The 21,920-nt window shown below is 61.3% G+C and carries 14 protein-coding genes; 3 read left to right on the forward strand and 11 right to left on the reverse strand.

Annotated features, from left to right (window positions below):
- The 3 genes from JJN09_RS05770 to fdnG are packed head-to-tail and all read right to left on the reverse strand — an operon-like array spanning nucleotide 1 to nucleotide 4,652.
- On the reverse strand, nucleotides 1–654 hold the full coding sequence (locus JJN09_RS05770) for a formate dehydrogenase subunit gamma (RefSeq protein ID WP_249486209.1): 654 nt from the start codon (nucleotides 652–654) through the stop codon (nucleotides 1–3).
- The gene (gene fdxH, locus JJN09_RS05775) at nucleotides 651–1,586 is read right to left on the reverse strand and encodes a formate dehydrogenase subunit beta (protein ID WP_249486210.1); all 936 of its coding nucleotides are present in this window, start codon (nucleotides 1,584–1,586) and stop codon (nucleotides 651–653) included. The genes JJN09_RS05770 and fdxH overlap by 4 nt, the downstream gene beginning before the upstream one ends.
- On the reverse strand, nucleotides 1,587–4,652 hold the full coding sequence (gene fdnG, locus JJN09_RS05780; protein WP_249486211.1) for a formate dehydrogenase-N subunit alpha: 3,066 nt from the start codon (nucleotides 4,650–4,652) through the stop codon (nucleotides 1,587–1,589). It lies immediately after the preceding gene.
- Between the two features lie 219 nt (nucleotides 4,653–4,871).
- Between fdnG and JJN09_RS05785 the strand changes: the two genes are divergently transcribed.
- Both JJN09_RS05785 and JJN09_RS05790 read left to right on the forward strand, forming a co-directional pair.
- Nucleotides 4,872–6,026, forward strand: coding sequence for a MalY/PatB family protein (locus tag JJN09_RS05785; RefSeq protein WP_249486212.1), 1,155 nt, complete (start codon nucleotides 4,872–4,874; stop codon nucleotides 6,024–6,026).
- Between the two features lie 115 nt (nucleotides 6,027–6,141).
- Nucleotides 6,142–7,485 carry a sodium:proton antiporter gene (locus JJN09_RS05790; RefSeq protein WP_249486213.1) on the forward strand — a complete coding sequence of 448 codons (1,344 nt, stop codon included), beginning with the start codon at nucleotides 6,142–6,144 and terminating at the stop codon, nucleotides 7,483–7,485.
- A gap of 8 nt (nucleotides 7,486–7,493) precedes the next feature.
- On the opposite strand, the gene JJN09_RS05795 is transcribed toward JJN09_RS05790, so the two are convergent.
- From JJN09_RS05795 to JJN09_RS05810, 4 genes are all read right to left on the reverse strand, one after another.
- Nucleotides 7,494–8,030, reverse strand: a complete 537-nt coding sequence (locus tag JJN09_RS05795) for a hypothetical protein (RefSeq protein WP_249486214.1) — start codon at nucleotides 8,028–8,030, stop codon at nucleotides 7,494–7,496.
- A gap of 75 nt (nucleotides 8,031–8,105) precedes the next feature.
- Nucleotides 8,106–10,025, reverse strand: coding sequence for a PAS domain-containing sensor histidine kinase (locus tag JJN09_RS05800; RefSeq protein ID WP_249486215.1), 1,920 nt, complete (start codon nucleotides 10,023–10,025; stop codon nucleotides 8,106–8,108).
- A 10-nt stretch (nucleotides 10,026–10,035) separates the two neighbouring features.
- Nucleotides 10,036–12,354: an ATP-dependent DNA helicase gene (locus JJN09_RS05805; protein ID WP_249486216.1), complete on the reverse strand. Its 2,319-nt coding sequence runs from the start codon at nucleotides 12,352–12,354 to the stop codon at nucleotides 10,036–10,038.
- Nucleotides 12,351–14,003, reverse strand: a complete 1,653-nt coding sequence (locus JJN09_RS05810; protein ID WP_249486217.1) for a VRR-NUC domain-containing protein — start codon at nucleotides 14,001–14,003, stop codon at nucleotides 12,351–12,353. The genes JJN09_RS05805 and JJN09_RS05810 overlap by 4 nt, the downstream gene beginning before the upstream one ends.
- Nucleotides 14,004–14,200: 197 nt before the next feature.
- Here JJN09_RS05810 and JJN09_RS05815 point away from each other — a divergent pair, with 197 nt between their 5' ends.
- A complete protein-coding gene (locus tag JJN09_RS05815; protein ID WP_249486218.1) occupies nucleotides 14,201–14,425 on the forward strand; it encodes a YgdI/YgdR family lipoprotein in 225 nt (74 codons plus the stop codon).
- Between the two features lie 45 nt (nucleotides 14,426–14,470).
- Here JJN09_RS05815 and JJN09_RS05820 read toward each other — a convergent pair whose 3' ends face one another.
- The 4 genes from JJN09_RS05820 to JJN09_RS05835 form a co-directional block, all read right to left on the reverse strand.
- Nucleotides 14,471–14,845 (reverse strand): hypothetical protein, encoded by a 375-nt coding sequence (locus JJN09_RS05820; protein ID WP_249486219.1) that lies wholly within the window; start codon nucleotides 14,843–14,845, stop codon nucleotides 14,471–14,473.
- 163 nt (nucleotides 14,846–15,008) lie between these two features.
- Nucleotides 15,009–16,862: a polyurethanase gene (locus JJN09_RS05825; protein ID WP_249486220.1), complete on the reverse strand. Its 1,854-nt coding sequence runs from the start codon at nucleotides 16,860–16,862 to the stop codon at nucleotides 15,009–15,011.
- Between the two features lie 150 nt (nucleotides 16,863–17,012).
- The gene (locus JJN09_RS05830) at nucleotides 17,013–18,701 is read right to left on the reverse strand and encodes a polyurethanase (protein ID WP_249486221.1); all 1,689 of its coding nucleotides are present in this window, start codon (nucleotides 18,699–18,701) and stop codon (nucleotides 17,013–17,015) included.
- A gap of 57 nt (nucleotides 18,702–18,758) precedes the next feature.
- Nucleotides 18,759–21,845: an autotransporter serine protease gene (locus JJN09_RS05835; RefSeq protein ID WP_249486222.1), complete on the reverse strand. Its 3,087-nt coding sequence runs from the start codon at nucleotides 21,843–21,845 to the stop codon at nucleotides 18,759–18,761.
- Between the last annotated feature and the right edge of the window lie 75 nt (nucleotides 21,846–21,920).

A 21,920-nucleotide genomic window follows, 5' to 3' on the forward strand; every position in this document is an offset into this window, starting at 1 on the left:
TCAGCCCTTTTTGGTGACCGGTCGCTCCGGTGTTTCCTTGGAAACCACCTCGCGATACCAGAGTGCATGATGTTTCTTCGCCCAGGCGCGGCTGACCCAACCGTGCAGCATCGCGTCCACCGAGCCCTTGATCCAGATGCCGGCGTAGATGTGCACGATAATGCTCAGGATCAGCACAAACCCCGCCAACGCATGCAGCAACATCGCCCAGCGAATCGTGGTGATGCCGAAGTAATGACTGAAGTACGCGCGCCAGATCACCAGTCCCGTGAACAGCAGCCCGAGCATGCACAGCAGTAAAGTCCAGAACAGCATCTTTTGCCCGGCGTTGTATTTGCCCACCGGCGGCACGGTCTCTTCATCGTTGACCAGCACCCGGTCGATGCGCCGCAGCCACTTCCAGTCATTGTCGATGAAGAAGTTGGAACGCCAAAAACGGAACACCAAGCCAAGGAACAGCACGAACATCAGCACGCCCATGAACGGGTGCAGAATTCGCGTCCACGGCCCGCCGCCGAACAGGTTGGTCAGCCAGAACATCGACGGATGAAACAGCGCCAGTCCCGAAAGCCCCGCCATGAAGAACAGAATCGCCACCAGCCAGTGGTTGGTGCGCTGGTTGGCGGTGTAGCGCAGGATCGTCTTGTTGCTCATGGCCGGTCCTCCCCGCGTGGATCGAAGGTGTGCACCGCCGGGTCGACGACGTGTACCGAGGTGTCGGGTGGTTCAGGGTGGTCATCCTCTTCGGTGCGGTTCGGGCCGATCCGCACGTAATGGAAGAACCCGGCCAGCACTGCCGCGCCCATGGCCAGCAGACCCAGCGGTTTGCTGATGCCTTTCCACAGGCCTACCAACGGACTGATTGCCGGGTCGTTAGGCAGGCCGGCGTAGATCGACGGGGTATCGGCATGATGAAGCACGTACATGACGTGGGTACCGCCGACGCCTTCAGGGTCGTAGAGGCCTGCATTGTCGAAACCACGGCTCTTGAGGTCGACGATGCGTTCGGCCGCGTGGGTCTTCATGTCCTCTTTCGAGCCGAAGACAATCGCCCCGGTCGGGCAGGTTTTCACGCAGGCCGGCTCCAGCCCCACTGCCACCCGGTCCGAACACAGCGTGCATTTGTAGGCCTTGTGATCCTTCTGCGAGATGCGCGGAATGTTGAACGGGCAGCCGGTGATGCAATAACCGCAACCGATGCAGTGATCCTGATCGAAATCGACGATGCCGTTGGCGTGCTTGATGATCGCCCCCGGGCTCGGGCATGCCGCCAGACAACCGGGCTCGGCGCAGTGCATGCAGCCGTCCTTGCGGATCAGCCATTCGAGGTTTCCGGCGTCGGTTTCATGCTCGGTAAAACGCATCAAGGTCCATGACTCTGCGCTCAAATCCTGCGGGTTGTCGTAGGTGCCGTGGTTGTGGCCGACCTCGTCACGCAACTCGTTCCATTCCGAGCACGCGACCTGACAGGCCTTGCAGCCGATGCATTTGGTGGTGTCGATCAGCTTGGCGACTTCCTCCTGATTGCGCACCGAAGGTGCCGGGGTCGTGGTGGCCGAGCGGGCAATGATGTCTTGGCTGGCCATTTATAGTTTCTCCACGTTGACCAGGAATGACTTGGATTCCGGGGTCTGTGTATTGCCATCGCCGAGGAACGGCACCAGGGTGTTGGTCAGGTAACCGTGACGCGTCAGGCCGGTGAAACCCCAGTGCAGCGGGATGCCGATCTGGTGCACCACCTGATTGTTGACCTGCAACGGCCGAATCCTTCTGGTCACCACCGCCACCGCTTCAATGAACCCGCGTTTACAGCTGACCCGTACCCGATCACCGGCAGCGATGCCCTTCTCTTTGGCCAGCACTTCGCCGATTTCCACGAACTGCTCCGGTTGAGCAATCGCGTTCAATCGGCAGTGTTTGCTCCAGAAGTGGAAGTGCTCGGTCAGTCGATAACTGGTGGCGGCGTACGGGTAATCCTTGGCCACGCCGAGGCTGTCCCACACCGAATCGAAGATCCGCGCCGCCGGGTTGCTGGTGGCTTTCTTGTTGTCCGGGTGCAGCGGGTTGATGCCGATCGGGGTTTCGAACGGCTCGTAGTGCTCAGGGAATGGCCCTTCGTTCATCTTGTCGACGGCGAAGAACCGCGCCACGCCTTCGGGGTTCATGATGAACGGGTTCATCCCGGCCTCCGGCGGCACGTCGGCCTTGTAGTCCGGCACGTCGGTACCGCCCCAGGCCTTGCCGTTCCACCAAACGAGGCGTTTTTTCGGGTCCCACGGTTTGCCCGAAACGTCCGCCGAGGCGCGGTTGTAGAGAATCCGCCGGTTGGCCGGCCAGGCCCACGCCCAGCCTTGGTGCTGATGCATGCCGTAAGGGTCAGAATTGTCGCGCCGGGCCATCTGGTTGCCGGCCTCAGTCCAACTGCCGCAGAAAATCCAGCAACCGGACGCGGTGCTGCCGTCGTCCTTGAGCTGGGCGAACGCCGCCAGTTGTGAATTGCCTTTGATCACTGCGCCCGTGGCGTCGGTGAAATCAGTGGTGGCGTAGCCGTTGACCTCCTTGGCGATTTCTTCCGGCGACGGTTCTTCCGGAGTCTTGTACGGCCAGGACAATTTGAGGATCGGATCGGGATAGGCCCCGCCCTCGGTCTGATAACGCTGGCGCAGGCGCATGAACAGCTCGGTCATGATTCTCACGTCGGTGCGTGCCTCGCCCGGGCCGTCGGCGCCTTTCCAGTGCCATTGCAGCCAGCGGCTGCTGTTGACCAGCGAGCCGTCCTCTTCGGCAAAGCAGGTGGTCGGCAGACGAATGACTTCGGTCTGGATGTCGGCGCTCTTCACGTCGTTGTACGGCCCGACATTCTCCCAGAACTGCGAGGTTTCGGTGGCCAGCGGGTCCATCACCACCAGCCATTTCAGCTTGGCCAGTGCCGCCATCACCCTGTTCTTGTCGGGCAGCGCGGCAATCGGGTTGAAGCCCTGGCACATGTAGCCGTTGACCTTGCCTTGCCCCATCAGGTCGAACACCTTGAGGATGTCGTAGTTGGGGATGTCGAGTTTCGGCAGATAGTCGTAGGCCCATTGGTTTTCGGCGGTCGCGTTAGCGCCGTACCAGGCTTTCATCAGGCTGACGTGGAACTTGCTGTAGTTCTGCCAGTAGGACAACTGCCCCGGCCGCAACGGCAATTGCGTGCGTTTCTTGATGTAGGCGTTGTAGTCCTGTTCGGCATCCATCGGCAACGTCAGGTAACCCGGCAACGAGTTCGACAGCAGACCGAGATCGGTCAGGCCCTGAATGTTCGAGTGCCCGCGCAAGGCGTTGACCCCGCCGCCGGGCATGCCGACGTTGCCTAGCAACAATTGCACCATCGCGGCGCTGCGGATGATCTGCGAGCCGATCGAGTGCTGGGTCCAACCCAGCGCGTAGAGAATCGTCATGGTCTTGCCCGGCGTCGAGCAAGTGGCGATTTCGTCCCAGATTTTCTGCATCGCATCGACCGGCATGCCGCAGATCTGGCTCGCCAGGTCGATGTTATAGCGGCTGTAATGCTGCTTCATCAGCTGATAGACGCAGCGCGGGTCCTGCAGGGTCGGGTCGACCTTGGCAAAACCGTCCTCGCCCAGTTCGTAACCCCAGCTGGATTTGTCGGTGTAGCTGCGTTTGGCCGCGTCGTAACCGGTAAACAGTCCGTCCTCGAAGCCGAACCCGGCTTTGACGATGAACGACACGTCGGTGTAATTGCGCACGTATTCGTGCTGGATCTTGTCCTCGGTCAGCAGGTAATTGATCAGCCCGCCCATGAACGCGATGTCGCTGCCGGTGCGAATCGGCGCGTAGTAATCGGCCACGGACGCGGTCCGGGTAAACCTCGGGTCGACCACGATCAGCCGCGCCGCATTGTGCGCCTTGGCTTCGGTCACCCATTTGAAGCCGCACGGATGCGCTTCAGCGGAGTTGCCGCCCATCACCAGGATCAGATTCGCGTTGGCGATATCGGTCCAGGTGTTGGTCATGGCTCCACGGCCGTACGTCGGGGCAAGACTTGCCACCGTCGGGCCGTGTCAGACACGCGCCTGGTTATCGAACCCCAGCATGCCGAGACTGCGAACCACCTTGTGGGTGATGTAGCCCGCTTCGTTGGACGCTGCCGACGCTGCGAGGAACCCGGTGGTCAGCCAGCGATTCACCGTTTGCCCCTGGGCGTTCTTCTCGACGAAATTGGCGTCGCGGTCGGCCTTCATCAGGTCGGCGACGCGGTCGAGGGCTTCGTCCCAGGTGATCCGGGTCCATTCGCTGCTGCCGGGCTTGCGTACCTGCGGGTACTGCAAGCGGCCGGGGCTGTGAATGAAGTCCAGAAGGCCGGCGCCTTTCGGGCACAGGGTGCCGCGATTGACCGGGTGGTCGGCGTCGCCCTCGATATGGATGATGTTTTGCGCAACGTTCTTCGCGGCATCGCCCTGGCTGTACATGATCAACCCGCAACCGACCGAGCAATACGGGCAGGTGTTGCGGGTTTCATGGGTGTGGGCAAGCTTGAAGTGGCGCACCTGCTCGGCGAAGGCCAGCGTCGGGGCCATGCCCAACGCGCCCAGGCTAGAGCCTGCAAGGCCGATACCGGCGACCTTGAAGAACTGACGACGGCTGAGATCCATCGTGCACTCCTGATCAGGTGGAACCCGGTACTTGAGCCGGGTTTTTCTGGACAATCACGGTTGCGGCAGACGGGCTGCCGATTCCTTAACTCTAGACAACGCCCCGCAGCCCAGTGTGAAAACCGACCGTCGGCCATTCATCGGTCACAAGTTCGCGCCCACAGGGGATGGGGGTTTATCATCGCGGGCACGACCCATCTCCGCCTTCAGAGACCGCGCATGACTTTCGATTTTGATCAGGTATTCGACCGCCACGACACCGGCAGCACCAAGTGGAGCCGTTACGCGGCCGACGTGTTGCCGATGTGGGTCGCTGACATGGATTTCGCGGCCCCTGCGGTGGTCATCGAGGCGCTGCAACAACGCCTTTTGCACCCGTTGGTGGGTTACAGCGTGGCCCAGGACAATCTGCGCGAGGCCATCGTCGCCGACCTGTGGGACAAATTCGCCTGGCGCGTGAAACCCCAGGAACTGGTGTTCCTGCCGGGCGTCGAGTCGGGTTTCAACATGGCGCTCAAGGCGCTGGTGCAGCCGCAGCAGAACGTCGTGGTGCAAACCCCGAACTATCCGCCGCTGCGTCACGCGCCGGGCCATTGGGGACTGAACCGGGTCGAGCTGGAATTCACCGCCCAGGCCGACGGCACCTACTCCACGCCACTCGACGCCTTGCGTGAATCCCTGACCGGTGGCGGCGCCCTGCTCCTGAGCAACCCGCACAACCCGATCGGCAAGGTTTTCGGCCGTGAAGAACTGCAAGCCGTGGCGGACATCTGCGTGGCGCAGGACGCGTGGATCATCTCCGACGAAATCCATGCCGAGTTGTGCTACGACGGTCGCGTGCACATTCCGACCGCGTCCCTGAGCCCGGAAATCGCCCGTCGCACCATCACCCTGATGTCCGCGAGCAAGGCCTACAACATTGCCGGCCTCAAGACCTCGTTCATGATCATTCAGGACAGCACCCTGCGCGAACGGGTCAACCATGCCCGCTGCGGCATGGTCGACAGCGTCAACCCGCTGGGTATGGAAGCCACCCGCGTGGCCTACAGCGAGGCCGGGCCTTGGCTTAAGGAACTGAAACACTACCTGCAAGCCAACCGAGATTATCTGGTCGATGCGGTTCGCCGCCGTCTGCCGGGCGTGACGATCAACGTGCCCCAGGGCACTTATCTGGCGTGGCTCGATTGCTCGGCGCTTGGGCTGGATAATCCGCAGCAGTTCTTCCTCGAACAGGCTCAGGTCGGGCTCAGCCCGGGGCTGGATTTCGGTGATCACAGCCAGCAATTCGTGCGCCTGAACTTCGGTTGCCCGCGTTCGCTGCTGGAAGAAGGCATTGCGCGGATGGAACGCAGTCTGGCCGAACGCAAGGCCTGATTCCAAAGCACCGCGCCGGGACCGTTTGCCAGAAAAACTGAACCGGCGCCCCGCACACGTCTCAATACCTTCAAGGCCCCACACGGGTCGCGAGGGTCAGGACGGGCCGGCAGCCATGACATTTATCATCTGGGTAACGGTCCTCGGTGCTGTTCTGCTGATCCTCGCGCTGACCTCGTCGTACCTGCGCTGGATGCCGGTGACCACCTCGGCGGTGTGTCTGCTGCTTGGCATCGGGATCGGACCTGTGGGACTCGATCTGCTGAAGTTGCCACTGGAACATGCTTCGTCCTGGATGGAGCACCTGACCGAAGTCGCGGTGCTGTTTTCGCTGTTCGTCTGCGGTTTGAAGCTGCGCTTGCCGTTACGCGACAAGCGTTGGCGAATCGCCTTTGGCCTGGCGGGGCCTGTGATGGTGCTGACGATCATCGGTGTCAGCCTGTTGCTGCACTTCGGGCTGAAAATGTCGTGGGGACCATCGCTGCTGATCGGCGCGATTCTGGCGCCCACCGACCCGGTGCTGGCCGCTCTGGTGCAAGTCAACGATGCGCGGGACGTCGACGGTGTGCGCTTCGGGCTGTCCGGCGAGGCCGGGCTCAATGACGGCGTGGCCTTTCCCTTTGTGATCCTCGGACTGTTGTTGCTGAAGGGTGATGGCCTGGCCGCCGAATGGAGTGACTGGGTATTGCGCGGCCTGCTCTGGGCAGTTCCCGCGGGTTTGCTCGTCGGCTACTGGATGGGTCGCGGCATCGGTCGGGCCACGCTGGCCCTGCAGATCCGCCATGAAGACAGCACCGTGAGCCCCAACGACTATCTGGCGCTGGCCCTGATTGCGCTCGCTTATGTGGTGGCCGATTTTATCGGTGGCTATGGCTTTCTGTCGGTGTTTGCCGCCGGACTGGGCCTGCGACAGGAGGAAGTGAAGTCCACCGGCGCCCATCAACCGCCCGCCGAGCATCTGGTGCAACCAGTGGTCGGTCACCAGAATGTCGAACCGCAACACGCCGTACATGGCGATACCGAACGGCTGGAAGACAGTCAGGTGGCCGCCGGCATCATGATGGGCGACATGCTCGCCTTCGGCAGCCTGGTGGAGCGGGCCATGGAAGTGTTTCTGGTGACTCTGCTCGGCGTGGTGCTGGTCACTCACTGGGACTGGCGGGCGCTGTGGGTCGGCGGCGTGCTGTTCTGCATCATCCGCCCGGCCTGTGTGGCGCTGATGCCGTGGGGATCATTACTGGTGTGGCGTCAGCGGATGTTGATCGGTTGGTTCGGCATTCGTGGCATCGGCAGTCTGTTCTACCTGTTCTACGCCCTCAATCACGGGCTGGGCGACACAGTGGCCGCGCAGAGTACCGATCTCACCCTTTCGGTCGTGGCCCTGAGCATTTTGCTGCACGGCATCAGCACCCAACCGCTCCTGGCTCGTTACGAGCAACTGAAAAAGCAGAAAAGCTGATGTTTTTCTCAGCCTCCCGGGTTGGTGACCTGGATGAAAACCGCATAGCTGCCGAGCAACACCCAGAACGTGGCAAAAATCCACGGCGTGCGCAGGGAAAACAGCAGGGATTTGCAGTAACCCTTGTGACTGGACTCCATTTCACTGAACAACGGTGATTCATCATAGGCCAGCCCCATCAAGGGCTCGCTGCTCAACAGTTCGCTCTGCTTGAAGTGCCAATGATCGATGATGTCGTAGGCCGCGCGGATGCCCGGCCAGGCGTTGAGCGAGCTGAGCAGCCCCAGCAACGCCAGAAAGGGCGGCACCACCAACGTAAACAGCTTGCCCCACTCCGGATTCAGGTTGGCCATGCAGGAGGCGAAGGCAATCACCAGAAACGATTGCGCCGCCAGATAGGCGTCGGTTCGATTGGCGAGAATGCTGGTTTCGTACTGGATTTCCCGCCGGTAGAAGTCCAGGCGTTCCTTGGGTGAACCGAACATTTTGGCATTGTGTTCGGTCAGGGTCTCTTCGGCGGTCGGTTGGGTCAATATGCGCGGCACGGGATGGACGCTCCGAAAGGCAAAGCGTTTGGAGGCGGCTGGCCTCGCACAAGTTCAGCCGGATCCCGCTCCGGCTCACTTCATCGACTGAGCGATGATCTCCACCAGATGCGTCTGATTGAACGGTTTCGACAGTCGCGGCAATCCGGCTGCAAACCCCTCGATGCGCTCGGCGTAGCCGGTGGCGAGGATGATCGGCAGCTCCGGTTTGAGCAGACGCACCGCGTGAGCCAACTGGGCGCCGCTCATCTGTGGCATAGCCATGTCGGTAATCATCAGGTCGATAACTTCACCTTGGTCGAACAGTTCCAGAGCCTGAGCACCGGAGGTCGCACTGATAACCCGGTGTCCCAGATCCTCCAGCAGGAGGCTGGTGCTGGTCAGCACCAGGCTGTCATCGTCCACCACCAGAACACTGATCCGCGGCACTGACGCCGTGGACGGCCGCGGACTCGAGGGCTTGGCAGCCACACCCGCGACGGCGACTGGCAACCAGAGCTCAGCGCAAGTCCCCTGCCCCTTTACGCTTTTAAGAATGAGACGCCCGCCCAGTTGCTCGATGAAGCCGTGCACCATCGACAACCCAAGTCCCGTCCCCTTGCCCAGACCTTTGGTGGTGAAGAACGGATCGGTCGCCGAGGCCAGCGTTTCATCGTCCATGCCTTCGCCGCTATCGGACACGCTCAGGCAGACATAACGCCCTGCCGTCAGACTCGACTGGCTCTGTTCCAGAACCACTTGCGGCTCTGCACTGATGACCACGGTGCCGCCCCCGGGCATCGCATCCCGGGCGTTGGTGGCAAGGTTGAGCACCGCCAGTTCCAGCTGGTTGGTATCGGCCAGCACCGCTTCAAGATCGTCGGGAAACTGCGTTTCGATGCGAATCCCCGGCCCCAGTGAACTGCGCAACAGGCCGGTAATGCCTTGCACCAGTTTCGGAATGTCCACGGCTTCGGTCTTGAGTTCCTGGCGCCGGGCGAAGGCCAGCATGCGCTGGGTCAGTGACACGCCGCGCAGCGCGCCTTGAGTGGCGTTTTCCAGCAGACGGCTGACTTTCGGGTCGTCGCCGACACGTTTGCGTACGATCTCCAGGTTACCGAGGATCACCGTCAGCAGATTGTTGAAGTCATGGGCGATACCGCCGCTGAGTTGGCCGATGGCCTGCATTTTCTGCGCCTGGAACAGCGCCTCGCGGGTTTGCTCCAGTGCCAGTTGCGCCTGGTGGGCTTCGGTCACGTCCCGGGTGATCTTGGCAAAGCCGAGCAGCGTGCCGGTTTCGCCGCGAATCGCATCGACCACCACGTGCGCCAGAAACCGCGTGCCGTCTTTGCGCAGGCGCCAGCTCTTGTTCTCAAAACGCCCTTCGCGCACAGCTGTTTCCAGCGCGCGTTGCGGCTCGCCTTTCTCACGGTCTTCCGGGGTGTAGAACATCGAGAAGTGCTTGCCGATGACTTCGTCCGGCGCATAACCCTTGATCCGCTGCGCGCCGGGGTTCCAGTTGGTCACGCGGCCCTCCGGGCTGAGCATGTAGATCGCGTAATCGGTGACGCCCTGCACCAGCAGGCGGAACTGCTGTTCGCTTTGCTTGAGGGTTTCCTCGGCCATCTTGCGGTCGGTCAGGTCGCGGGTGATCTTGGCAAACCCGAGCAATTGCCCGCTCGGGCTGAAAATCGGGTCGATCACCACGTGGCACCAGAAGTGCGTGCCGTCCTTGCGCACCCGCCAGCCTTCACCTTCGAACCGGCCTTCGCGGATCGCGGTATCCAGTGCCCGTTGCGGCATGCCGACAGCGCGATCTTCATCGGTGTAGAACCGCGAAAAGTGCTCGCCGAGAATCTCGGCTTCTTCATAACCCTTGAAGCGTTTGGCGCCGGAGTTCCAGCTGGTGATGATGCCGCCGGGGTCGATCATGTAGATCGCGTAATCGACCACCGCATCGATCAGCAGACGAAAGCGCATTTCTTCGATCGCAGCGGACTTCTTGTTCTCGCTCATCAGGCTTGGCTCAAAGCAGATTTTCAATAACAGGAGTATGCGTCAAACCGGCGGATTGAAAAGCTGCATCTGCATGATCGAGCTGCCACCAGCGTGGCAACAACTGTTTGATCCGGCTCTCGGCGAAGCGGTCGTCGATCAGCATGACCACGCCGCGATCCTGCTGGGTGCGGATCACCCGCCCGGCGGCCTGCACTACTTTCTGCACGCCGGGGAACAGATAGGTGTAGTCGTAGCCGGCACCGAAGATCGCCGCCATGCGCCGTTTCATCTGTTCGTTGACCGGGTTGAGCTGCGCCAGCCCCAGCGTGGCGACGAAGGCACCGATCAGCCGGGCGCCGGGCAAGTCGATGCCCTCGCCAAACGCGCCGCCGAGCACCGCAAATCCGATGCCCTGGCTGTGGGCCGTGAACTGATCGAGAAACGCCTGCCGCTGCCCTTCGGCCATGCCCCGCGATTGCTGCCAGCGCGTGATCTGCGGATGTCGCTCGGCGAGCAATTGCGCGACCTGTTGCAGGTAATCGAAGCTGCTGAAGAACGCCAGATAGTTGCCCGGGCGCTCGCCAAACTGGCGGGCGATCAGTTCGACAATCGGTTCCAGCGACGCCTGACGATGGGTGAAGCGGGTGGAAATCTGACTGATGATCCGCACCTGCAATTGTTCGGCGCTGAACGGCGATTCAACGTCGATCCACACCGTATCAGCCGGAGTGCCAAGCAAGTCGGCGTAATAATGGCGCGGGCTGAGCGTCGCGGAGAACAGCACGGTGCTGCGGGCCGCTTTCAGTCGCGGGCCGAGCAGCGCGGCCGGCACCACGTTGCGCAGGCACAGTTGCGACAACGGGCGTTTGCGGTCGAGGTCACGCTTGCTGATGTCGAACAGGTAATGCGCGTCGAACAACTCCGCGACCCGACCAAATTGCAGCATCTCGAAATAGACATTCTGCAAACTACTGTCGAGCCCCTGCGGATGGTCATTGAGGTAGTCGCCAATGCTCGCGGTGCACGACGTGATCGCTTGCAGCAGTTTTTCCGGCGCCTTGTCGTAGGCCTGATACGGCGCCAGTTGCGCGTTGTGCAGGGCGTTCCATTCACGGTTGACCCGCTGCAAGGGCTTTTTCAAGGCCTCGGGCGCGGTTTTGCGCACGCCATTGAAGATCGCCTGATCGAGTGTGGCGCTGTACATCTGCCGCCCGCGCTCGACCAGGTTGTGAGCCTCGTCCACCAGCACCGCGACCTTCCATTGATTGAGCTGGGCCAGGCCGAACAGCAGCGCGCTGAAATCGAAGTAATAGTTGTAGTCCGCCACCACCACATCGGCCCAGCGCGCCATTTCCTGGCTCAGGTAATAGGGGCACACCGAGTGTTGCGCGGCGACATCGCGGAGCGCTGCCTGATCCATCAATTGCAATCGGCTGGCGGCTTCTCGTGCGGCCGGCAGTCGATCGTAAAAGCCCTGGGCCAACGGGCAGGACTCGCCATGACAGGCCTTGTCGGGATGCTCGCAAGCCTTGTCCCGGGCGACCATTTCCAGCACCCGCAGTGGCAGGGTTGCGCTGCGATCGAACAACACTTGCGCGGCGTCCAGCGCCAGTTTGCGTCCCGGGGTCTTGGCGGTGAGGAAGTACACCTTGTCCAGTTGCTGCGGGGCCAGCGCCTTGAGCATCGGGAACAGCGTGCCAAGGGTCTTGCCGATGCCGGTGGGCGCCTGAGCCATCAGGCAGCGGCCGGTGCTGACGGCTTTGAACACCGACTCGGCGAGATGACGCTGGCCGGGGCGGAAATCGGCGTGGGGAAAGCTCAGTTGCTGTGCCGCGTGATTGCGCGCCTCACGGTGGGCCATTTCCTGCTCGGCCCATGCCAGGAACAAGCCGCACTGTTGTTCGAAGAATTCGCGCAAGGTTTCGGCGCTGAAGGCTTCGACCAGACAGGTTTCCTTCTCGCTGACGATATCGAAGTACACCAGCGCCAGATTGATTTGCTCAAGCTGCAATCGGCAGCACATCAGCCAGCCGTAGATCTTCGCCTGCGCCCAGTGCAGCGCGCGGTGGTTGGCCGGTTGCTTGCTCAGGTCGCCACGATAGGTTTTGACTTCCTCCAGGCAATTCTGCGTCGGATCGTAGCCGTCCGCCCTGCCCTTGACCTTCAACGTGCGGAATTCACCTTCCAGCGCGACTTCGCTCTGATAGTCGTCATTGCGACGCGAGGCAACGGTGCGGTGACCGGCAATGCCTTCCAGCGCAGTCGGTGACGGCGTGAAGCGCAGGTCGAGGTCGCCGCACTTCGCGGTGAATTCGCACAGCGCCCGCACCGCAATGCTGTAGCTCAAGCGCCCTGCTCCGCCCATTGCACGTAACACACGGCCACTGGCATTTGATGCGTATGGCAGAACTCCAGCCAGCGCAATTGATTGTCTTGCAAGCGGTCGCCGGGGCCTTTGACTTCGATCATCCGGTAGGTTTTGTGCTGCGGCCAGAACTGGATCAGGTCAGGCATGCCGGCGCGGTTGGCCTTGATGTCCAGCAACAGGCGATTGAACCAGTGCTTGAGGTGTTCGGCCGGCAGGCAAGTCAGCGCTTGCTCCAACAGCTCTTCATTGATTGCGCCCCAGAACACAAAGGGCGACTGAATCCCCCACTTGTCGGTAAATCGGCTGCGGATGGTGTCGGCATAACGACCGTCGTCCAGTTCCACCATGCAGGCCGCGAACAACTCGGCCCGACGCGCCTGGAAATCTTCATGGAGCAAATCCGCCGGCCCACGCTGGAACGGATTGAAAAACGCGCCCGGCAACGGCGCAAAAACCGCCGGCCAGCACAGCAGGCCGAACAGCGAGTTGATCAGGCTGTTCTCGACGTAATGCACCGGGCCTGTGTCTTCATGAAGATGCGCCTGCACGTGATATTCCACCGACAACGCCGGATCGACCCGTGGCAGGTGCAGATCCAGGCGTTCCACCGGTCTTGGTGCAACACGTTTAAGCGGAGGCCCGCCGAGTTTGCGCCGAAGGCGCGGAAGCGCCCGTTGTAGGCCTTGCTGTTCGGCGGCGCTTTCCGGCGCCTGTTCGGCCAGCGTGCCCAGTTCCAGCGCCAGGGCATACTCACCACAGCGCTCCAGCACACGAATCATCCGCAACCGCGCCCCGGGATAGGCGCAGTCACGATAAAAACTCAGGGCCAGGGCAAATTCCGCGATGCGTTCGCAGTGCTGGCCGATCTGGAACAGCAGCTTGCCGAGCCGACGTTGCAGCCACGGGTTGTCGAACTGCAAAGCGCTCAGCTCTTCGGCAATCGGCTCCAGCGCCTCGCCCGCTTCGAAACGCTGCTGACAGTCGTGCAGGAACAGGCAGGCATCCACGTCGGCACGGCTGCGCAGGACCCGGGAATCGGCGCTGAATTCGACTTTTTCGTAGGTGAATATCCCGAGATCGGCGAGGACGAATTCCGACCAGTCCTGATACAGGTTGCCGAAGAACATCAGGCGAAACCGGTCGCACAGGTCCATCAGCGTCAGGCTGAACAGTCGATCTGCAATCGCCGGGCACCAGTCCTGCCAGTGGCGTGATTCGGGAAACTGTTCATGCAGGACCGGCAGCCAGTCGACTTTCCGTCCCTTGGGTTCGTCAATGGCCGGGCCGAATGCTTGCAGGACTTCGGCTTTCAGCAACAGATCGAACAACTCCGGCATCGATAGCAGCGCCTGCTCATCCAGCCAGCCGTGATCGAGCAACGGCTGCGCGGCCAGAGCGATGTCGCCGATCTCCGAATAATTGAGCTTGCCCGCTCGAAAATGCACACCCTTGCGCATCACCATCCGCACCAGCAAACCCTGGGACCCACGAGGCAGTGCGTTGAAGTCGCGGATGAAGGCGTGTTCCGTCTCGTTCATCACGTCGGCATAACGAAGCTCAAGCCAGTCAAGCACTTGGCGGAAGTTGTTGAGGTAATAGAACGGATCGTCGAGGGGGCTGGAAGTCACGGTGATAGAGGGCCATGGCGAACAAGTACTGGTTATGCGTACAGATACCAGTTCAGCCCCTCCGGGTGCAAACGGAAAAGGATCAGTGGCATCCGTGATTGAGGTTTTTTCGCCAGTCCATCGAACTTTTACGGGCTATTCGGCACCAACCGCGTTAGAAGACCGGGATCGGTCAAATTGAATGAGGAACGCTGCTTATGAATTTCAAGACATTGGGCATGCCGTTGGCGGCTGTGGCGTTGTTGGCATTGGCTGGCTGCTCGACGCCGACAGTTGTTACGTTGCAGAACGGCACGCAGTACTTGACCAAGGACATGCCAAAGACCAAGTCCGAAGATGGTTTTTATGAGTTCCGGGACATTTCCGGCGCGAAGATCCGCGTTAAGTCCGACGAAGTGGCTACGGTGCGCAAGGAAGATTGATTCGATAGCGGAGCTGCCTGTGTGGCAGCTCCATGTACACAGTGGTTATTGCGGAAGGGTCATGCCCGGAATGCTGTTGTCGCAACTGAAGTAATGTTCACCTCGACGAGCCAGTTCCGCTTGCAATCGCTGGCAACGTTCCCGTTCCTGTTGGGCCATGCGGTCGATGCTGAGGTTGCCGGTAGTTTCCGGCTGTTTACCGTCACCCAGACGTATTGTCACGAACGGTTGTTCCGGCTGGATCTGAAAGCGGCTTTTTTCTTCGACCGGCTCGGTGGTGTCGGTGGGTGCCGGTTTCGGCAATTCATCGGTACTGACGCCGTAGCGGCTCAGAATCGAGCTGTGAGGCAAGTCGGCCCAGGTATTGGCCGAAAGCAGCGCCAACCCGACGATACCGATATACCCCTTGAAACCTTTCACGTTTGAATCTCCTGTACTCAATGGCGGCTTGCCTATACATGACGACTGCACAGTCATTGGCTTTAGTCCGCATTTCCTGTTTGTGCAGGGGTTTGAGTCAGGTAGTGGCCAGTGAGTCACTTTTGATGTGGAGAGGGAACGAATTCCCCCTCCACCGTCACCCTCAGGCGATCACGATGCCATCGGCACTGAGACTGCTCAGCGAAACCCCGACCAGCGTCACCGAATCACCGCCAAATTTCAGCACCGTGTCCTGCCCGACCGAGGTGGCATGGGCGCGGAAGTCATCGCCCGGCAACACGCCCTGCACGCCGAGAAACACCAGTTTGTCGTTGCCGGTGAATCCCAGCACCCGGTCCTGACCGAACGCGCCGTTGAACAGGAACGTATCCGCCCCGCCGCCCGACTCCATCAGGTCATTGCCGGCGCCGCCGACGAATACGTCGTTGCCCACGCCACCGATCAGGTGATCGTTGCCGTCCAGGCCGAACAGCCAGTCACCGCTGGCGTGCGCCTTGAGGGTGTCGACGCCGCTGGTGCCTTTCACGCTCGATTCGTACTGGGTGACGTTATTGCCGACCTTCAGGCCAGCCGCTGTGACACTGTGGGTCACGTCATCCTTGAACAGGCCCCAGAGGAAGCCCGGCTCTTTGGTGACGATGCTGCCGATGTCGCGGGTGATGCTGATCCCGCCATTGGCATCGCGGACATACAGGTTGCCGGCGCCGTCGTTGGCGAAGTCGAACTTGTTCACTGACTGCTGCAAGTCCAGTGTGTTGTTGCCGGCGCCGCCGAGAATGACGTTGTAGCCGCCGCTGTCACGGAACGTGTCGTTGCCGGCGCGTCCTTCGAGGTAATCATTGCCGCTGCCGCCCTGGATCAGGTCGTTGGCGTCGCTGCCGATGATGAAGGTGCTGCCCTTGTGGGTTTCGGCGTTGCGGTTGAGGTCCTGCACCCAGGTGTTGGCCCGCGCCGGGTCCGACAGGTTGGCGACGATGATCGTCGAGTCACGGCTGGTGAGGTCGTAGAACTTCGACTCGATCACGCGGTTCATGCCGTCGCCGTAAGCGGTCGGCAGGTGCGAGATCCAGGTCGGGACGTTGACGATCGAGAACGGCAGCACGTTCCACACGTTGGAGGCGTAGTGGTCGTTGAAGCTAACGATGTTGTCGGTCGCCGACACTTTCGACGCGTCGTGTACGCCGACCGAGGCGGCGGTAAAGGTCGAACCGTCGAGCGCGCGGAAGACCGGATCGTTTTCATAGCCGACGTTGATCACTTTGTCGGTGCTGCTCTGGGTCGGCGAGGCGTAGGCTATGTAGTTGGAGTCCTGGAAGAACCCGCCCCACTTGCTGCTGCTCAGGTCCGCCATGCTGTTGACCGCCAACCCGCCGAGGCTGTGGCCGCTGACCAGCACGTCCTTACCGGTGAGGCCGTTGGCCTTGGCGAAGGCCACCACATCGTTCATCAGGTTGCCGAAGGCTTCACCGACGTAGTTCTTAGCGTAATCCTTGGGGCCGAACGCGGCGAGCAGGTCATTGATGGCGTCGGCGATGGAGTCGCCGATCAGAATTTCCCTCGGGCCACTGGTGCCGCGAAAGGCGATGCCGATTTCCGTGAGATGGCCCTGGGCGTCGTACTTGCCGAGGACTTCCACTTGTGCGCTGGTGTAGCCTGCCTTTTCGCCGAAAAAGGTTCCACGAACGTCAGTCTTGCCTTCATAGCCCAGTTGCGAGGCGGTGATGGGCGTCCACCCGGCCTTTTTCACGGCATCGAGGGCGAGTTTTTCCGAATCGGGGTTCCACGGGACTCCGGGAATCACACCTTGCGAATCCGTGCCGCCGATCAGCGCTGCGACCAGCGTGGCCGGCAGGCCAAGGCCGAAGCCGTTGTGCTGATACCCGACAGCGAAACCGTTGTCGAGGTTGTGATAGGAGTACAGCGTGATGGCCATGGCATCGCTGAACAAGGCCTTGGAATCCGCTGAGCTGAAGTTTTTGTAGTCGTACACACCCATTGCTGTTGCCTCTCTCTTTGTTGGAATTATTCAGAGATAGCTCACAACCAGAGCGCCCCTCCCGAGGCGTTCCGGAGCATTTCAGTTACAACATTTGTGTCATGCAACCCAATGGGAACCACCGCAAGCCGCGGTGGTTCCCACATGGAATCAGGCGAACACGAAGCTCGAGTCGGACAGATTAGCCACACCCACCCCGACCAGGGTCACGGCATACTCGCCAATCTTCAGCACGGTGTCGGCGCCGGACTGCGAAGCGTGTTGCTTGTAGTCGTAGCCTTGCCCTGCGCCCTGAACGCCCATGAACACCAGTTTGTCGCTGCCCTGGTAGCCATTGATCGCATCGAAGCCGAACGCACCGCTGAACAGGAAAGTGTTGTTGCCACCTACCGCATTCATCACGTCGTTGCCGGCGCCGCCGACGAAGGTCACGTGGGCCTTGTCGCTGAACAAGTGATCGTCGCCGCCCAGGCCGAACAGCCAGTCGCCGTCAGCGGTGGCTTTGAGCGTCTCGCCGAGTGCGCCGCCATTGAGCGAATGGTTGTACTGGGTCAGCTCGCTGCCATTGGCCAGGCCTTTGCCGGTGACGGTCCAGGTGATTTCCTTGCTGCTCCACCACGACCCCGACTCCTTGCTCACCAGCGCGCCGATGTCGCGAGTCATGCTGATACCGCCGTAGGCGTCGCGCACGTATAGCGTGCCGTCACCGTCGTTGGCAAAGCTGAAGTTCTGTAACGGCTTCTGCAGATCGAAGGTGTTGTGGCCCTGGCCACCGAGCAGGATGTTGAAGCCTCCGTCATCGCGGAACAGATCATCACCGGCGCGGCCTTCGAGGAAGTCGTTGCCCGCCCCGCCCTTGAGCCAGTCGTTGCTGTCGGTGCCGATGATGAAGGTGGTGCCGGTGTGTGGTTCGCCGCTGCGGCCCAGATCTTCGACCCAGGTCTTGCCCCGGGATGAGGCTTCCAGGTTGGACACGATGATGGTCGAATCCTGGCTGGTGAGGTTGTAGAACTTCGAGTCGATCACCCGGTTCAGGCCATCGGCATAACCCAGCGAGCTGTGGGCCGACCAGTTCAGCGGATTGACGATACTGAACGGCACCAGGTTCTGCGCGGTGGACGCGTAGTTTTCGTTGAAGTTGACGATGTTGTCGGTGGTCGAATCGTGCGGCTTGTCGTGTTTGCCCATCGACGCCGTGCTGAACGTGGTGCCGTCGAGCACGCGGAACACCGGATCGTTCTCAAAGCCGATGTTCAGCACGTTGGTGCCGGTGCTGCTCTGGGTCGGCGAGGCGAACGAAATGTAGTTGGCGTCCTTGAAAAACCCGCCCCAGTCGCTCGCGCTCAACTCCGCCACGCTGTTGACCCCGAGACCGCCAAGGCTGTGACCGCTGATCAGCACGTCCTTGGCAGCGATGCCATGGACCGAGGCAAACGCGGCGACGGATTTGAGCAGGTTGTCGAAGGCGTTCTTCGCATAGTTCTTGGCGTAATCTACCGGCCCGATCGCTGCCAGCAGGTTGTTTTTCATGTCTCCGAAGGTGTCGCTGTAACCCAGCCCCCCGGTGCCGCGAAAGGCTACGCCGATACCGATCAGCTTGCCCGCCGCATCGTATTTGCCGAGCACTTCCGCCTCGGCGCTGGTGAAGCCGTCCTTCTCGCCGAAGAACGTGCCTTTCGCGTCGGTCTTTCCTTGATAACCCAGTGCCTTGGCGCCAAGCGGCGCCCAACCGGTGCCGGGCAAAGGCTGCCCGGTCGGCGTGTAGGAATACAGCGTCAGCGCGATGGCATCGCTGTACAACGCTTTGCCGTCGGCTTTTTTGTAATCGAACAATCCCATGTTGTGCTCTCTCTTCCTTTCAAAAGCGGCAGTCCTCTGCAGAACTGCCGCTACACCTTAGAACTGCCAGTCCAGCGTCAGGCCCACACCGTGGTCCTTCTCGTTGGAGCCGATCAGTCCGTTGTAGTCCAGGTTCACCCGGACATCGCGATTCAGCGCCAGCCCGGCGCGTACGCCGACCACCGCTGCATCTCGATCCATCGACACACTTTGCACGGTGAACGCGCTGTTGCCATTGACGAAGGCCAAGTGGCTGTCGGAATCCACGCTGCTCAGGTTGTGCTGCCAGCCCAGTGTCGCGCCCAGTTCAAGCTGATGTTTGTCCGACAGGGCAAACGTGCGCTTGGCGCGAACGCCGAGGGTCGACAGCACAGCATCGCGGTTGTCTTCACCGCCCTTCAGTGCGGCGGCATCACCCTTCTCGGTGAAGCTGTCACTGTTGAGGTGCACATAGGCCAGGTTGGCGAACGGCTCCAGGTTCATTGGTTGCAGGCCCAGGTCATATGCCGCTTCCGTGAACAGTTGCCCGGTAGTCGCATCGCGTTTGGTCTTCTGCTTGCCGCTGACGCCGGCAAATTGCAGATCACGTTTGACGTCTATGCGATGCCAGCTGTAAGCCGCACCGGCGGTCAGGCGCAGCGCATCGATCTGATGCCCCAGGTACGCACCCAAGTGATAACTATCGGCCGATGCCGACGAATGTGTACCTTTGCCCATGCTCAGCGAGCTGTCGCTATAACCAGTAACGAAACCCAGACGGGTATCTTCAGCGATCAAACCGTCGACACCGGCCAGCAAACCGCTGATGGAGCTGTTGGAGTCGGCATTTTTATAGCCGCCATCACTCTTGCCCCAGGCACCCAGCACTTTGAGCCAGGCGTTGCTGCGGTCATCGGTCGGTGCACCGGCGTCGAACAGATCGCGCTCGCGCAGGCGTTCACCCACGGCATCGCGCAGGTAATGGCTGTCGTTGATCAGCATCGTGCCGATGGCCGGGTGAATCTCGCCGGACAGTTGCTGGAAAGCGTCCTGAGCGACAGCGGCAGTCGGCGACAGCAGCAGGGTTTCGAACAACGCATTGCCCGCGCCCAGACGTTCGGCGGCCGCACCGACAGCACGCTGGTTCGGGGTCAGGCCGACACTGGCGAACGACGCGCCGTTACGCCCGACGTCCAGTTGCACACCGCTCGCCGAGTAAGCCAGGGTGCCGCCGAGGAACGCGTAGTCGGGCAACACTTGTCCGAACTGCCCTTCAATGCCGCCTGCTGCCTGCAAGATGTTGAACTGTGTGCCAAGCAGGCTTTTCACTTCACCCGTGGTCAAGAGCGTCGGGCTGTTTTCCAGCGACATGGTTACCGTCGCCCCTTCGATCACCGCTTTGCCACCGGCGATGATGCGGTCGCTGCTGGTCGGGGACACTTCCACCGCATAGGTCGAACCCGGCACGAAGGTCACGTCACCGGCCACGTTCAAGGTGCCGATGGAGTTGCCCGGCGCGACAATACCGCCGCTGTTCGCGGTCAGCGCCGCAATGCGTCCGTTACCGCCAAGGATGCCGCCGTCGTTGACCGTGACCGCCGATTGCAGCGAGCCATTGATCGCCAGTCGCCCCTGATTCACCAAGGTCGGGCCGGTGTAGGTATTGGCGCCGGTCATCACCAGGGTGCCTATACCTTGCTTGGTCAAGCCACCGTGACCGGAAATGTCGTTGCGCCAGGTGTCGAGCCCGCAGGTGATGTCAGTGCACACACGCTGGGTGGGCTTGCCGGCGTCGATGATCGCGCCGATGCCTGGCAGGTCCGCCACAAACTGGCCGGAGCCATAGGCGCCCTGGATGCGGAACTCTTCGGGAATGTCCTGCTCGGTGACGAACATCGCCGGGCCGTCGATACCCTTGCGCAGGTTGATCATGCCCCAGCCGTACAGGGCGTCGATGCCCGGTGCGCCGAGGTCGGTGGCGGTGGTGCGCAACACGCTGGCGACCTGATCACCAGACATGTACGGGAAGCGCTCCATCAACACCGCCATGGAACCGGCCACATGCGGCGCGGCCATCGAGGTGCCGTTGTAGTTTTTGTAGCCCGTGGTCAGGTTGTCGGCATTGGTGCCGCTGATGATCGAGCTATAGATCTGCGTGCCCGGTGCCGAGACGCAGAAACTCGCGGTGTAGCCGCAGCGCGAAGAGAACGTGCTCATGATGTACGGATTGCTACTGGCCTGATCCGGGTTTCGTTGCAGCGCGGCGACGGTGATCCAGTTCGGCGCGATGTCCGGCACGAAGTAACCGAGGCCGGCGATGGCGTCCGGGTTGTTCAGGTTGTAGTCGTTGCCTGCGGCGAAAATCGTCACGATTCCGCTACGCGCGGCGGCGATAGCGCCGTCGTAGGCGCCGCCGGGTTTGGTGCCGAGCAGTGTGCGGATCTCGTTGAACTGCACCTGTGCGTCGTTGACGGTGAAATGCGGGTACGCCGGGTTACGGCCGCCGAGGTCGAAACGGTCGGTGATGCCGATGCCCCAGCTGTTGTTGATGATCCGCGCGCCACTGGCGATCAGCGCATCCCAGCCGGCCTTGTACACCGCGCCATCGTTGCCGCGCACAATGCCGTCTTCCGGGCCCGGGTCGCCGTTGTCGGCGCTGATGATCTGCGCACCGAACGCCACACCGTGCATCGGGCCGCCGTCACGGCTGCCGGCGGCGATACCGCCAACGTGTGTGCCGTGGGCGCCAAGCTTGCCGTCGGAACCGACCGAGGGCGAACCGTCATAACGGAACGCGTCCCCGGCTTTGACCGGGATGTACGGGTCGGTGTATTCGCGAATGCCGCTGGTGACCAGGGTCACGACTTTGTTCGTGCCGGAAAACTCCGGGTGAGCGGCGTACACCGGCTGGTCGAAGATGCCCAGTTTCACGTTTTTGCCGGTGTAACCGGCGGCATAGGCGTAGTCCGCGCCGATGGCACCCAGGCCCCAATCCGCCTTGAACTCGGCGCTGCGCCAACTGGCGGCATCCCCTGCCCGGCCGTTTTCCACGTAGGGCGCAGCGTGTGCGCTACCCCAGGTGGCCAAGGCGCAAAGCAAGGCGCGATTGAGAGTTTTCAGGCGAAAGCAGCCACCCGATTGCGCGGGGGTGTTGTTATTTTTCATCCAGCGACCTTCCTTAGTGATGTTGCACAAAATCCGTGTATTCAGAACTTGATCATTCCCACGCTCCCGCGTGGG

Origin of the sequence: Pseudomonas sp. HS6 (genome assembly GCF_023375815.1) — a bacterium.
Lineage (GTDB): Bacteria > Pseudomonadota > Gammaproteobacteria > Pseudomonadales > Pseudomonadaceae > Aquipseudomonas.

Excerpts from the sequence above, each read along its gene's own strand:
- JJN09_RS05825 (WP_249486220.1), bottom strand. The coding sequence starts at position 16,862 with ATGGGTGTGTACGACTACAAAAACTTCAGCTCAGCGGATTCCAAGGCC.
- JJN09_RS05830 (WP_249486221.1), bottom strand. The coding sequence starts at position 18,701 with ATGGGATTGTTCGATTACAAAAAAGCCGACGGCAAAGCGTTGTACAGC.
- JJN09_RS05800 (WP_249486215.1), bottom strand. The coding sequence starts at position 10,025 with ATGAGCGAGAACAAGAAGTCCGCTGCGATCGAAGAAATGCGCTTTCGT.
- JJN09_RS05835 (WP_249486222.1), bottom strand. The coding sequence starts at position 21,845 with ATGAAAAATAACAACACCCCCGCGCAATCGGGTGGCTGCTTTCGCCTG.
- fdxH (WP_249486210.1), bottom strand. The coding sequence starts at position 1,586 with ATGGCCAGCCAAGACATCATTGCCCGCTCGGCCACCACGACCCCGGCA.
- JJN09_RS05785 (WP_249486212.1), top strand. The coding sequence starts at position 4,872 with ATGACTTTCGATTTTGATCAGGTATTCGACCGCCACGACACCGGCAGC.
- JJN09_RS05770 (WP_249486209.1), bottom strand. The coding sequence starts at position 654 with ATGAGCAACAAGACGATCCTGCGCTACACCGCCAACCAGCGCACCAAC.
- JJN09_RS05815 (WP_249486218.1), top strand. The coding sequence starts at position 14,201 with ATGAATTTCAAGACATTGGGCATGCCGTTGGCGGCTGTGGCGTTGTTG.
- JJN09_RS05790 (WP_249486213.1), top strand. The coding sequence starts at position 6,142 with ATGACATTTATCATCTGGGTAACGGTCCTCGGTGCTGTTCTGCTGATC.